This is a genomic window from Planktothrix paucivesiculata PCC 9631, from assembly GCF_900009265.2.
GTDB classification, from domain to species: Bacteria; Cyanobacteriota; Cyanobacteriia; order Cyanobacteriales; family Microcoleaceae; genus Planktothrix; species Planktothrix paucivesiculata.
In genome coordinates, this window is sequence record NZ_LR735000.1 from 25,934 (window position 1) to 40,654 (window position 14,721).

The window sequence follows — 14,721 nt, forward strand, 5'->3', positions numbered from 1 at the left end:
TTGGGCTTTAGCTCCCCAATCTAAAAGCCTAAAGTCCAACAACTAGAATGGCTCTAAAAAATGTTGAGGAAATTGTTGTTTTAAAGCGATAAAAACTGGACAAGATTTTTGTTCTTGCATATTTTCAGGTTTATGCCAACTGTAGGGGGAAAAACGCGATACAGACATCCAAAGAAAACGTTTAGCTCGGGTCATGGCGACATAGAGTAAGCGATATTCCTCTGCGGTTTTTAAATCCTTTGCTTGCTCCCAAGCAGTAGCTATATCAGGGATTAATTCTTGTCCATGAGCAGCGGCTCGAATTTGGGCGCGAGCGACTTCAGAAAGGGTAAATTCTCCTAAAAATTTGGCTTGGGGTAAAACTCTTAAACTCCCAGGAATAGTAGACTCCTGTAAGAAGGGAATAAACACATAATCCCAATCTAATCCTTTGGCTTTGTGCATGGTAATTAATGTTAATTGACCTTCCCGGGTGTAGGGACTTTCTTTGGAGGTTTCTTCATCATCAATATCCACGGGTTCAAACCTTTCAGAACTAACAATATCATTTAAAACATCTAAAATTGTTCCCATGGAATGGTTACCAAAGGTTTTTTGACCGATGCGTTCTGCCAATTTATCCGCCGTGGCTAATTCCGTTTTTTCATATTTTAAAGATAACGCCAAAAAGGAAATCAATTGATAGGGAGGAAGCTCTAAACGAGCTTGCAATAATTGACAACAAAAATAACGACATTGGCGAATTTCTTCAGATTGTGGCGGGTCAAGGGGGCCAGGATAGAGAAATTCTTCGGGATGAATCGCAATTTTATTATAATCTAAATTCGGAATTAAATTGCGATCGCCTAATACTTTTAATGCCAATTTTAAATAATCCGGTGAATGGGGACGATCTAAAAATTGTAATAAAGATAAAATTTCTGCTGGGATTTTAGAGTTTCGTGCCTGTTGGGACGCATCATAAATCCGAATTTTGGTTTTAAACGATTCGGGAATTTTAATATTATATAATTGGGGATAATTGAAAACATTAGAAATAAATTCTCCCTGTTTATTCTCCCTGAGTAAAATTGCAAATTTTCCTTGAGGATCATCTTCAATAATACTCGCAATTTTTTCAATAATTAACTCCACAGTCTGATAAATATCGGCCATTTCCCACAGTTCCAAACCTCGACTGTATGCGGGAGGATTGGCATTAGTTTGGTGGTCATTAAATCCGACTAATCGAATCATTTGCTCCCTAAACGGTTGCTCATTTCCGGCTAATTTTGAACGATTTACCCAGGATAACATATAGTTAGCAGCATCAATAATAATACAACTACTGCGTCCAGCCTGATCCATGGTCGCTAACCGTTCTAACTGTTGACAATCATTACAAAAACGACGAAAATAAATTGGATCAGCCGTGGTAAATGTGGAGTTAATTGCTTGATTTGGATCACCAACTCGAACTAAATTTAAAGTTTTTAATTCAGCAGTAGAATTAGAAGAACTGGCTAAAATTCTCAATAGTTTACTTTGCAGAGGTGTGGAATCTTGAGCTTCATCTTCAAAAACAGCAAATACTTGATTTTGCCAAACTTGACGAATGACTTGATTTTCTAAAACTCTTAATGCTGCTAAAATCATCTCATCATAATCAATTAAATTCAGCGATCGCAATATATTTTGATAATTTTCATATAATCCGGCGGCTATTTCTAAGGTTTCATAATCATCAGGAATTTGTTCGGAAATAGCTTTTAAATCCTGAGGTTGTAGTCCTGAACTTTTGGCTTCTTGAATCACTTTCCAAGCTAAATTCGGTAAAACTTCTGTTCTTAAAACCGATTGACGTCTTAATCTTTCGGTTTCTTCTCCATCAAATTTAACTCCCTCAATTAATCGTTGATAATGGCGAGGATTAGCAGCAATCCACTGTTCGACACAGGTACGGGTAATTCTATTACTGGGAGTTGGTAAAATTAAAGTAAAATTTTCTAAATTTAATTCTGATAATTCTGGATATTTTAAGGCAATATTCAAGGCTAAACCATGCAATGTATAAACAACAAATCCCCCTAAAGGTAATCGCATTTGTTTGAGTTCTTGACTCACTTTTGCCCGAATATTAGCAGCCGCCGAACGGGTGAAGGTGACAATCACTAATTGACGCTGGGAATGGAGTTGATGGCGGGCGATCGCTAATGCCGCTGCAAAGGCCATTCCCGTTGATTTCCCAGCCCCTGGAACCGCAGAAATCGCTAGGGGGCCCCCATTCCAATCGGCCATTTGTTGTTGACCCGGACGTAAACTTTGGTAAATTTCTTTAATTTTTTGATCTCGGAATGCACGAATTTGATCAATATTTTCTAATGGGTTCGTTGTGGGATCAGACAAGGCTATTTGCGGGGTTAGGATAGAATTAACGGCGGAAACCGGATCGAGATCAAAATCGTCTGTCATGCTAGGCTCAATATTAAGTGAATAATAAACGATAATAGGAATATAAGACTATGAATCCTGATCAAATTCGCTCTCAGACTGGATCAAACCTAAGATTTTATTTAGGATTAATTATATCAATTTTAGCCCTATCTAGTTGCAGTGCTGTTAATGAAACTAATTCGGCAAAAATGATCAACTCCCCCGCCAGCGCGCCCGCACCTTTAGCCGCAGCAGATGGTCTGGAAATGGCTAATTCTGCACCACAACAAACGACCACGGAACCCAAAAAACAATCCCAACTGATTAAACGCGCTCAATTAACATTAATCGTACAATCAATTCATCAAACCACAGAATCAATTACGGAAATTATTAAAAAACAGCAGGGGGATATTTTAAAATTTGAAGCTCAGAAATCCCCGGATAATAGTCAGCGTCAAACCGCTTATTTAGAATTTAGAGTGCCCCAACAGCGCTTAGAAACCACTTTAAATGCGTTAGCAAAGTTGGGAACTGTAGAAAATCAAATGATTACGGCGGAGGATGTTTCTGATCAATTAGTCGATGTTCAGGCGCGACTACGAAATTTACGAAAATCCGAAGAAATGATCTTAAAAATTATGGAGCGTTCGGGTTCCGTTGGGGATGTTTTGAAGGCAGCTAATGAATTAAGTACAATTCGAGAATCTATTGAACGTATTGATGCTCAGTTAAGAAATTTACAAAATCAAGTGGCTTATTCGACGATTAATTTAAGGATTGAATCATTAGTTTCCGTGACTCCGGCTCCAGACAATCTAGGTTTAAGAGTCCAAGAAACTTGGGGAAAAGCAACTCATACAATGGGCGAATTTACCTGGTTATTAGTGGGATTGGTTTTATGGTTATTGGCTTTTAGTCCTTATTTATTAATTATTGGAGGGGGAATTTATGGTTATCGTTGGTATCGTCAAAATAGAATGAAATAGGTAATGGGGAATTACGAATTACGAATTACGAATTACGAATTACGAATTACGAATTACGAATGGATAATGGGTGAAAGTTATTAGTGCTTACCTGCTTTATTAATCATTGGTGGCGAATATTTTAGTATTTTATATCAAGTAGTGCGACCGTCCTCGATCGCTGGGAGTGGATTGTTTAAATATTGTTTAAATACTTGAAATTTTCAGGGATTTATTAGATGTAAATAGCGAGCGGGGACGCTCGCACTGGATTTACTTTTGATAAATTTTATAGGAATATCAACCCGTTTTTGCTATTCATCAATTTGCCAAACATCATGAATTTGATCCTCATCCAATACCTTCTTAGGACGCATAATCAAAATCAATTTTCCTAGTAAATGAATCGAGGGAGTTTCATCAAACCATTGCAACTCTAAATTGTCGGATTCTTCAACTAAGAAATAAGAATCAATATCCCATTCCCGTTGAGAGCGATCAATTATGATTAAAACCGGTTCTGTTCTCCCGGGTAAGGGATTAGGTAAATTAGCACTATTTCCTAAAATAGCAACGGGATCTTCTGCATTTCTAATAACTTGCCATCCTGGAACTGCTACCCAAGCCGCATTTCCCGATGATTTGACGATCAGAAATGCTCCTAATTCTTCAATTAAAGGAACCAGATTAAGATCGGATAATGTTAAGGGAAATTCCCCCGCCACAGGAATTAAACGAGGCAAATCTTCTTCGGTTTCTAAACGATAAACGGGTAAACGAGGAGCGGATTTTTTTGCGGTGACAGAAAAATCTGTTAATAGTTGTTCTATTTTTTGTCTGGCACTTTGGGAGTTAGCATATCTTAATCCTTTAGCAATTAAACGCGATCGCTGTTGTAAATCATGCTGTTGTCCTGCGGATTTCCAAGATTGATAGGCTAAAGCATCCCCAGGATGATTAGAAAAACCTTGGGGAAGAATCGAAAATCGAGAGAATTCTTTGATGGCTTTCGCTAATTCTTTGGCTTCATCTGCATCTAATTTGTGTTGATCTGTAAATTCCGTAGCAATTACCCTTTGGGCTTGATTTAGGATACGAAATTCATACAAAATATCACTACCTCGTTGTTGAAAACGGGCTTGAATTTCTTCGGATAAATTGCCCTTAACTAAGGAAGTAAAGACTTGCGATGCTACAATCACTTGATTTTGTTGAATCGGTTCAAAACCTGTTTCTTCAAAAATTTGTTGGGGATTATAACCAGATTTTTGTAGCGTAGCACAGGCTTCGCCCCACTCTACCCAATTTCTTTCTTTACGACGTAATAATTGTACTAATTTAGCAGTATCGATCGCCGGGTCTGGTGTCGAGGAAATAGAAGCAGAAGGATCTTGTGGTATTTGATTCATAATTATAGAGAATTAATCAGTCTCAAGGACGGAATGGGTTCAAAATATCAAGTTAGTTTATATACAACTTATCACGAGTATGTCGTGCTGATCTTAATAAATTTTGGGCTTCGGCGCTGACTGTTGTACCTGCGGGAACCTGTTCTAAGGTACTAATAATATCAGTTAATTGATCAATTAAGGAACCAATATTAGGATCTGTAGAACGGACTGAGGTTTTCCATTGAGCAATGGCAGCTTTTGCCTGTTTAACTGATTCTACCGCGTCTTTTTCCGCTTGTAAACGACTTTCGGCACTCCATAAATTTGATTGATATTCAACTAATTTTTTTTGAGCAGCTAAATAACTAGGATTATCCGTTGAAACTTGTTCTAAACGACGAATTGCTTCTTCCCATAGTTTAATTACTTTTTCCCATTCTTTGGCGCTGTGGGGGGGATTTTGAGAGGATTTTGCAGCCTGAATCCCAAACTGCATCGCCGCATCAATTAAGGTATTTCCTTTAATGCTTCCAGCTATAAATCCCAGTTTTTCTTGGAAATCTCGTTTGGCGGTTTCTAAGTCTTTTTGAGCTAATTTTCCGGCTAGGGTTGAGGGGGGAATTTTATCTAATTGATCAATAGCATTTTGCCACTGGTTAATCATCTGTTGTTGTTCATTTCCCGCGCCCAGTTTGGGGAAGTTTTTTTGAGATTGTTTGATTAATTGTTCGGCTTTTGTATATACTTGATAAGCATTTTGTTCTTGAAAAATTGTAGATTCCATCCGGCCGATATTCTTTCTGGCGCTTTCATATTCATCAAAGGTAAATCGCCAAACACAACCCATAAAAGAACAGTAGGCTTGAGGATAATAACCTAAAAACCAAACCGGAAGTTTATCCAGATGTTTTTGAGCTTTGCCAACTTTTTCAATGCCTAATTCAATATCTGTAATTGCTGTAGCTTGATTAATTAATTGATCGGATTGTTCTACTAAGGACACGGCTTGTCGATAGTTATAATCCATACTAATATAACTGGGAATTAATAAAATAGGAACAGTTTTTGACACGGGAAAGCGAATCATGGGATAGGGTAAATTAGCTATAGCCACAATTCCTACAAATCCCCCTAAAATGGCTGTACCTAAAAGTATTTTAGACCAAATTCCGGGGGGATGATTTGCTTTTGCAGCTTGCTTTAAAACCGATTGATTAAAGTCAGGAAATTGATCGGCTACCAAGTTTTCTAATTCATCTAAAGTCAGGGGTTCACCCGATTGTAACCGCAGTTTTTCCAAACGTTTCAGAATAATTCCCGCCCCAACTTCCCCGACTAAATCTTTCTTAGCATTTTTTTGCAATTCTCTTTTTAGAATTTCAAACGATTGATCATAAAGTCTTACCATTAGTAATATTCTCCTTAAATTATCTAGTATAAACTGATTACTGATAGCGAGTTAATTCAACTCGATATCTTTGTTTTTTAGTAATAGCCATATCTTTAACTTCTAAACGTCCTTTTCCCCGAATAGCAATCAAATCTCCCGATTTCAATTGATAACTCGCTTGGGTAATTTCCTTCCAATTTACCCGCACATCTCCCCCATCAATTAAACTCACCATCTTACTGCGAGACATCCCAAATCCAGCCGAAGCGATCGCATCTAAACGCATGGAAGCTTCTACGGTAGTTAACTCTTTTTTCTTGGGTTCTCTAACCTTTAATTCCCCCGGATCAATTCGTCTAGTTTTCACCGGAACAGATCGAACTTGAGTCAAATTTAACTCTAAGAAATCCGCCAATTCTGGAGTAACAATTGTTTGGGCTCCCCGTTCTCCTAAAACAATAATATCCCCGGTTTTATCTCTGACAATTCCCGTCCCTAACATCGACCCTAAAAAGTCCCGATGGGTCGCCGGGTCAAAGAGAAAATTACCTGAAATTTCTAACACAACAACGCTGACTTGAGTTTGATCAATAGGAAGTTCAGATCGGGCAATTCCTAAGCGTTGGCGTTCCGCTTGGGGGTAGCCTCCCCAGGGGAGCATTTGTACTTCTGTTAATCGGCTAAACACCTTTTCAGACTCAGCGAGTTCCGGGGGAGAAAGGAAATCTGTTAGGGTAATTTCCCAGGTTTTCAGGGCTTGTTCTGCCAAGTCTATCACCCGGGCTAGACTATCTCGATTTTCGATGCCTTTTAGGAGTTCTTCTCTTGGTAACATTAGGGAATTTTAGGTGAGGGAAGATGAAAATTTATGCTATTATTATGATAACGTTTTTAACCAAAATCTAGTGAGAAATTTTACCCTCAAATGATTAAAAACACTGAACAGAAATAAGAACGGATTTAATTCACAATTCCGCCTATTTTAATTATTCATTTTCCCCCACGGTATAACCTTGAATATTTTCCGGTTCTAAGTCTCTTAAAATCCGATTAGCTTTACGCATCAGGGTTTCCGAACCCGTAACCACAACTAAATATTTCCCAGCATTCAGGCGGTTACGGTAGGGTAAAGCATCGCCGCCGCCAACAATTAATCCGACACCACCCCCGGCTAATATACTCCCTAGCCCCCCCGAAATTCCCCCGAGCACCGCACCAATTAAATGATTTCCCAGAACTCCCGCCCAGGCAAAGGTATCTAATCCCGTAATTAAACTAAAGCCAAAACCCGAAACAAATCCAAAGGGAATTAACCAAGTTGCCATTAATTTTACTTGTTTAATGGCGCTTTCATTCGGGTCAATTAAGCCAAATTCATCGGCGGTTTTATAACCTTTTCCTAAAATACTGATTTGATTGGTCGGCACACCTTCTTTTTCTAATTCAACATAGGCCGTTTCTGCGTGAAAGCGATCGGAGAGGACGGTGACCAGATAGTTCATAATTATCGTTGGGAATAGGCAATCAATCTATTATTAGTCTACACTTCTGCGGTGCCCATCTTTTCGCCGCCGTCCCAGCAAAGTTAAATTTTTTCCAATAATTCGCAGTGAATATACCCATTAAGAGTTAAAATAACCTACTACGGTATTAATATAGACCGTTAATTGGGGAGAAAAAATAACCAATGCAGACTCTCCCGGACTTCCCCCTAGCTGATTTTGTCGGGGGGTAATGTTTCCTTTTCAGAAAAATTGCAACCCATTTTCCTAAATCATGTCTAAGGTTCTCGTATCCGATTCTATTGATCAAGTTGGTATAGACATCCTGTCTCAAGTCGCTCAGGTGGATGTCAAAATAGGTTTACCCCCAGAAGAACTGGTGCGGATTATTCCAGAGTATGATGCTTTGATGATCCGGTCTGGAACTCGTGTAACCCAAGAAATTATTGAAGCCGCCGATAACTTAAAAATTATTGGTCGGGCGGGTGTCGGTGTTGATAACGTGGATATTCCCGCCGCTACCCGTAAAGGAATTGTTGTAGTCAACTCCCCCGAAGGAAATACCATTGCCGCCGCCGAACACGCCCTGGCGATGATGCTATCGATGTCTCGCTATATCCCCGATGCTAACCAATCGGTTAAAAGTGGCAAGTGGGATCGTAAAAGCTTCGTTGGCGTAGAAGTTTACAAGAAAACCCTGGGAATTGTGGGTTTAGGTAAAATTGGTTCCCACTTTGCCGCCGCAGCAAAAGCAATGGGGATGAAACTTTTGGCCTATGATCCCTTTATATCCCAAGAACGAGCAGATCAAATTGGTTGTCGGTTAGTGGACTTGGATCTGTTGGTTCAGGAGTCCGATTATATTACGCTGCATATCCCCAAAACCAAAGAAACCTACCATCTTTTTAATGCGGAAGTCTTCGCCAAGATGAAGCCCACGGCCCGCCTAATTAACTGCGCTAGAGGCGGTGTGATTGATGAAGCAGCCCTAGCCGATGCCCTACGAACTGGCCAAATTGCCGGCGCGGCCCTAGATGTCTTTGAAAATGAACCCCTAGAAGCGGATTCTCCCCTGCGGGAATTGGGCTCTAAAATTGTTCTGACTCCTCACCTGGGAGCCTCTACAGAGGAAGCTCAAGTCAATGTGGCGATCGATGTCGCTGAACAAATTCGGGATGTGTTATTGGGCCTGCCAGCCCGGTCTGCGGTGAATATTCCGGGGTTATATCCCGATGTCTTGGAAAAACTCAAACCCTATCTGCAATTGGCGGAAACCTTGGGGAACATGGTGGGTCAGTTAGCTGGGGGACGGATCGATTTTCTCGATGTCCGTTTGCAAGGAGAACTAGCCGGAACTAAAAGCCAAGCGGTGGTGGTGGCTTCCCTGAAAGGGTTACTGTCCCAAGCCCTACGGGAGCGTGTTAACTATGTTAACGCCAGTATTGAAGCCAAGGAACGCGGTATCCGAGTGATTGAAACCCGGGATGCTTCCTTGATGGACTATACGGGATCGCTGCATTTAGAAGCTAAGGGGAGTTTAGGTACTCATTCAGTGACCGGAGCCCTATTAGGCGATCAGGAAATTCGGATCACCAGTGTGGACGATTTCCCCATTAACGTTCCTCCCACCCGCTATATGTTGTTTACCCTCCATCGGGATGTGCCGGGGATTATTGGTAAAATTGGCTCACTTTTGGGCAGCTTTAATGTCAATATTGCCAGTATGCAGGTGGGACGTAAAATTGTTCGGGGCGAAGCTGTCATGGTCTTGAGTCTGGATGATCCGTTACCTGAAGGTATCCTCGCAGAAATTATTAAGGTTTCTGGCATCCGCGATGCTTATACCGTAACGCTTTAATCAGTTATCAGTTATCAGTAATCAGTTATCAGTGAAAGAAGTTGACAGTTGATTAGCTGTTTATGCGGGCGGATAGCCGATGCAAAAAACTCGCGATTAGTCAGTCTCTACACCGATGACTGATGACTAATAACTAATAACTGATACAGACGCGCCAATAGCCTACGACATCGCTGCGCTCGGGCACGTCTCTACACTGATGACTGATGACTGATAACTGATAACTGATTACTGATTATGGCTAATAGTTGGTGGGAAATTAAAGTATTGTGTGATCCGATGCTAGAAGATGCTGTTTTTTGGCGTATGGAAGTATTTGGTTGTCGAGGAACAGCGAGTCAAATTAAAAATAATTCCTGCTTGTTATCAGCCTATCTGCCCGAAGAAAAAGCTCATTTACTAGATTTAGCAGCCCTGGCTTTATTGTTACGTCAAGATGCGTTATGTTTAGAAATGCCAATTCCGGCTGTAACTTGGGATTTGATTGATGAACAGGACTGGTCAAGTAGTTGGAAACAATATTGGGAACCGACACCAATTGGCGATCGCTTTTTAGTTTACCCGGCTTGGTTAGCATTACCCGAAAATCCCGATCGCATCCTATTACGTTTAGATCCCGGGGTTGCCTTTGGAACCGGAACCCACGCCACAACTCAACTGTGTTTAGAATCTTTGGAAATGCGATTAGGCGGAGAACACAACCAGGGGGTGATTGCAGATATTGGTTGCGGTTCTGGTATTTTATCAATTGGGGCAATTTTATTAGGGGCTTCTAAGGTTTATGCGGTGGATAATGATCCGTTAGCGACTCGTTCAACTTACGAAAATTGTGAATTAAACCAAATTTCACCGGAAAGAATTCATATTCAAGATGGCAGTATTGAGCAGATAATTCAAGCAGTAGAGCAACCTGTAGATGGAATTGTTTGTAATATTTTAGCGGAAGTAATTATTGATTTAATTCCTCAATTTAATGCCATATCCAAGAAAAATACTTGGGCAATTTTAAGCGGAATTTTAATGGATCAAGCTAAACCCATTGCCGATACTTTAGAACAACAGGGTTGGGTAGTTGCCACCCTCTGGCGTCGTCAAGATTGGTGTTGTTTTAATATTCGACGATCTTAATTCAGTTATCAGTCATCAGTTATCAGTTATCAGTTTATTACCCATTACACATTACCCTGTTACTGAGCGAAGTCGAAGTATTACCCATTCGTAATTCGTAATTCGTAATTCGTAATTCCCCATTACCCATTCCCTAGCTCTATAACTGATATGCTACCTTCTAATCAAATTGAAAATAGAAAAGCTGATCACCTACGAATTTGTTTAGAAGAAGATGTGCAGTTTCGACAAACAACAACGGGGTTAGAACGTTATGATTTTACCCATTGTTGTTTACCCGATTTAAACCGCAGTGAAATTGATATCACCACATCATTTTTAAGTAAAATATTAGGAGCACCCCTATTAATTTCCTCCATGACTGGAGGCACAGAACAGGCAAAATTAATTAATTGTCGGTTAGCCGCCGTTGCTGAACATTATCAGATTGCCATGGGAGTCGGTTCCCAACGAGTTGCCGTGGAAAATCCCGATGTAGCTGATACTTTTGCGGTGCGATCGCTTGCCCCTAATATTTTACTCTTTGCCAATTTAGGAGCCGTTCAGTTAAACTATGAATATGGTTTAGAACAGTGTTTAAAAACCATTGACTTATTAGAAGCCGATGCCTTAATTTTACACCTCAATCCTTTACAAGAATGTATTCAAACCGAAGGGGATACCAATTTTAAAGGATTATTCCATAAAATAGAAAAATTATGTGCTCAACTTCCCGTTCCGGTAATTGCGAAAGAAGTCGGAAATGGGATTGATGCCGTGATGGCCAAACGATTAATTGAGGCAGGAGTGGCCGCTATTGACGTGGCAGGCGCGGGGGGAACCTCCTGGGCTAAAATCGAAGGAGAACGCGCCCAAGACCCCCTACAGCGTCGTCTAGGGGAAACCTTTGCCAATTGGGGCATACCCACGGCCGATTGTATCACCAGTATTCGAGAACTGTCTCCTGATATTCCCTTAATTGCTTCGGGGGGGTTACGCAGTGGTTTAGATGCGGCCAAAGCCATCGCCCTGGGTGCGAATTTAACTGGGTTTGCTTGGCCGTTTTTGCAAGCCGCCGCCGAATCGGAAGCAGCAGTCTATACTTTAGTAGAGATTTTAAAAGCAGAATTGATCACCGTGCTATTTTGTACCAACAACCGTACCCTAAATGATTTGCAAACATCAGGAGCATTGAAATCCAAACCCTAAACCCCGCAACCGATTAAATGAGATTATCCCCTTTATTAATAATAATATGAAAGATTTTTTTAAATTTACATTTGCCAGTTTATTAGGAAACTTAATTGGACTGGTTTTAACTACCACTCTAGGCATTGGAGGATTAATTTTCCTAGTAATTCTGATGGCAAGTCAAGAGTCGGGGCCATTAGTTAAGGATAAATCCGTTTTAGTTTTTGATTTAGCATTAAGTGTGAGTGATACTGGGCCCAATCCCTCAACCTCTGAAGCCTTACAGGAACTTTTATCAGAAGATATTCCGACTTCAATTCAGTTAAGAACCTTAGTTCAAACAATTGATCAAGCCAGTAAAGATGATAAAATTGTCGCCCTTTATTTACAAGGAACTAATACTCCCATTTCTACAGGATTAGCCAATTTAAAAGAAATTCGTCAAGCCTTACAAAGATTTAAACAGAGCGGAAAAACAATTATTGCCTATGATATTGATTGGACAGCACCCGAATATTATTTAGCTTCCGTTGCTAATCAAGTAGTAATTAATCCCTTGGGTTCTTTAGATATTAAAGGATTGAGTTCCCAAGTCATGTTTTTAACCGGAGCTTTAGAAAAATATGGTATTGGGGTGCAGGTGATTCGGGTGGGTAAATATAAGGCAGCCGTTGAACCATTTTTACTGAAAAAATTAAGTCCAGAAAATCGAGAACAAACTCAAAAACTATTAGGAGATTTATGGGGAGAATGGTTAAGAACTATTGCACCCAGCCGAAAGCTGACAATCCAACAGTTACAAGTTTTTTCTAATACCGAAGGTATTTTATTAGCAGATACGGCTTTAAAAGGAAAATTAGTTGATCGGGTTGCCTATGGTGATGAAGTGATTACAGACTTCAAAAAAATGACTGGGGAATCTAAGGAACAAAGTCAACAATTTCGCCAAATTAGTATCAATTCCTATTCAAAAATTCCTGAAGTTGCTGATATTAATAATGGAAATCAGAATAGTATTAATAAAATTGCTATCGTCTATGCTGAAGGTGAAATTGTGGATGGCAGGGGAACTTCTGGCCAAATTGGAGGCGATCGGTTAGCTAAAGAATTAAGAAAATTACGCTTAGATGAAAAGGTAAAAGCGGTGGTTTTACGGGTTAATAGTCCCGGGGGCAGTGCCACCGCTTCGGAAGTGATTGGCCGGGAAGTGGAACTGATTAGAAAACAGAAACCGGTGATAGTTTCTATGGGAAATTTTGCCGCTTCTGGGGGATATTGGATTGCCATGGGTGCGGATCAAATTTTTGCCCAAGCTAATACAGTTACCGGATCAATTGGGGTGTTTGGATTACTGTTTAATATTCAAGATATTGCTAGTAAAAATGGGATTACCTGGGATATTGTTAAAACCAGTAAGTTTGCGGATATTCAAACGAATAGTCGGCCGAAAAGTCCCGAGGAATTAGCCCGGTTACAAAAGGTAGTTAACTTAATTTATGATCGCTTTATTTCTAATGTAGCTACCCGTCGCAAGTTACCTAAAAATAAGGTTCAAGAAATTGCTCAAGGGCGAGTTTGGTCGGGTGCACAGGCGAAACAGTTAGGGTTAGTTGATGAAATTGGGGGTTTAGATGCGGCGATCACGGCGGCGGCAAAAAAAGCCAATTTAGGAGAGGATTGGACACTCAAAGAACCCGCTAAACCTCGGACATTAGAAGAACGAATTTTAGAGAATTTAGCCGGAGATAACCTAACAAAAATACAGACCCCCGTTGATCCCCTCACCCGTGAATTTCTCAGACTTCAAGAGGAATTATTGATGATTAAAGAAATGAATGACCCGAAAGGAATTTATACCCGTTTACCGTTTAATTTAACGATAGAATAAGTGAGTTGATCCCTAAAAAATGAATCCTTAGCCACAGCTTAACCCTAATTGCTGGTAGGATTTATTTTTAGATGTTAATTACCCACAAAATCCAGTCATTGATGAAATCAACTATTTGGGAACTCGATTTTTATAGCCGCCCCCTGCGGGACGAAGAAGGGAAGAAAGTTTGGGAAGTTTTAATCTGTGAAACCCCGCTCAATATTGAAGATAGCGCCGAGACAATGTTTCGCTACACCCAGTTTTGCCTCAGTAACCAAGTCAACTCGATTTGGCTAAAAGAGGCGATTGAAAATGCGATCGCCACTGCCCCCACGCCCCCCTCTCGGATTCGCTTTTTCCGTCGTCCGATGGCGAATATGATTTCTAAATCCTGTAAAGAATTAGCCATTCCTGCCTCTGCAAGTCGGCGTACCTATGCTCTTTATCAATGGTTAAACGAACGCATAGAAACCTATTATCCCACGTTGGAAAATTATCAAGCGGGGGCTAATCCTTCGGTTCAATTTATGGAGTCTCAACCCCAGCCCCTTCCTGATGCTTTGCAGGGGGATAAATGGGCTTTTGTCACTTTAGAAGCGAGTGCCTTTTCCGACCTGTCAGAATGGGATATTAGCTTTGGTGAAGCCTTCGGATTACCCATGGTTGGGTTAACACCAGAAACCCCAATTCCTGGGTTAATTATTTATTCTTCTCGGGCCACACCTTTAGCCGCTTGGATGTCGGGATTAGAGTTAGCTTATTTACGATTAGATAAGGATTCTCGTCCTAATTTATTATTAGAAACTGGGGAAAATGAAAGTTGGATTTTAGCTAATTTACCCGATGGTAAAACCCAAACAGAAGCCGAAAATTTTGAACTCAGCAAACAAAAAGCTAAAAATGTACATTTTTTAGCAGTTCAATCTAATCCTAATTCTGAATCTTTTGCCGGATTTTGGTTATTACAAGAACTACAGTTCTAATTTGTAGGGTGCGTGTGCTTGGCTTACGCACCATTTTCAAACCCATGTT

General features: G+C 40.3%; 11 protein-coding genes. 6 read left to right on the forward strand and 5 right to left on the reverse strand.

Annotation, left to right across the window (positions count from 1 at the left end; translation table 11 throughout):
* Positions 1 to 42: 42 nt before the first annotated feature.
* The gene (locus PL9631_RS04090; protein WP_083617332.1) at positions 43 to 2,451 is read right to left on the reverse strand and encodes an ATP-dependent helicase; all 2,409 of its coding nucleotides are present in this window, start codon (positions 2,449 to 2,451) and stop codon (positions 43 to 45) included.
* 50 nt (positions 2,452 to 2,501) lie between these two features.
* Here PL9631_RS04090 and PL9631_RS04095 point away from each other — a divergent pair, with 50 nt between their 5' ends.
* Complete coding sequence (locus tag PL9631_RS04095) at positions 2,502 to 3,401, forward strand: DUF4349 domain-containing protein (protein WP_083617334.1); 900 nt, start codon at positions 2,502 to 2,504, stop codon at positions 3,399 to 3,401.
* 293 nt (positions 3,402 to 3,694) lie between these two features.
* Here PL9631_RS04095 and PL9631_RS04100 read toward each other — a convergent pair whose 3' ends face one another.
* The 4 genes from PL9631_RS04100 to PL9631_RS04115 all read right to left on the reverse strand — a co-directional run bounded on the left by PL9631_RS04100 (position 3,695) and on the right by PL9631_RS04115 (position 7,663).
* Entirely contained in the window at positions 3,695 to 4,789 is a 1,095-nt protein-coding gene (locus PL9631_RS04100) for a RuBisCO accumulation factor 1 (RefSeq protein ID WP_083617336.1), read from the reverse strand.
* A gap of 52 nt (positions 4,790 to 4,841) precedes the next feature.
* A complete protein-coding gene (locus PL9631_RS04105; RefSeq protein ID WP_083617338.1) occupies positions 4,842 to 6,179 on the reverse strand; it encodes a hypothetical protein in 1,338 nt (445 codons plus the stop codon).
* Positions 6,180 to 6,216: 37 nt separating this feature from the next.
* Entirely contained in the window at positions 6,217 to 6,996 is a 780-nt protein-coding gene (locus PL9631_RS04110; protein ID WP_083617340.1) for a photosystem II S4 domain protein, read from the reverse strand.
* A gap of 151 nt (positions 6,997 to 7,147) precedes the next feature.
* Entirely contained in the window at positions 7,148 to 7,663 is a 516-nt protein-coding gene (locus PL9631_RS04115) for a hypothetical protein (protein ID WP_083617342.1), read from the reverse strand.
* Between the two features lie 274 nt (positions 7,664 to 7,937).
* Here PL9631_RS04115 and serA point away from each other — a divergent pair, with 274 nt between their 5' ends.
* From serA to PL9631_RS04140, 5 genes are all read left to right on the forward strand, one after another.
* Complete coding sequence (gene serA, locus PL9631_RS04120) at positions 7,938 to 9,521, forward strand: phosphoglycerate dehydrogenase (RefSeq protein ID WP_083617344.1); 1,584 nt, start codon at positions 7,938 to 7,940, stop codon at positions 9,519 to 9,521.
* 237 nt (positions 9,522 to 9,758) lie between these two features.
* Complete coding sequence (prmA, locus tag PL9631_RS04125; protein ID WP_083617346.1) at positions 9,759 to 10,649, forward strand: 50S ribosomal protein L11 methyltransferase; 891 nt, start codon at positions 9,759 to 9,761, stop codon at positions 10,647 to 10,649.
* A 150-nt stretch (positions 10,650 to 10,799) separates the two neighbouring features.
* Complete coding sequence (fni, locus tag PL9631_RS04130) at positions 10,800 to 11,837, forward strand: type 2 isopentenyl-diphosphate Delta-isomerase (protein WP_083617348.1); 1,038 nt, start codon at positions 10,800 to 10,802, stop codon at positions 11,835 to 11,837.
* A 46-nt stretch (positions 11,838 to 11,883) separates the two neighbouring features.
* Positions 11,884 to 13,707: a signal peptide peptidase SppA gene (sppA, locus tag PL9631_RS04135; RefSeq protein ID WP_083617350.1), complete on the forward strand. Its 1,824-nt coding sequence runs from the start codon at positions 11,884 to 11,886 to the stop codon at positions 13,705 to 13,707.
* A gap of 101 nt (positions 13,708 to 13,808) precedes the next feature.
* Complete coding sequence (locus PL9631_RS04140; protein WP_083617425.1) at positions 13,809 to 14,672, forward strand: Tab2/Atab2 family RNA-binding protein; 864 nt, start codon at positions 13,809 to 13,811, stop codon at positions 14,670 to 14,672.
* Positions 14,673 to 14,721 lie beyond the last annotated feature (49 nt).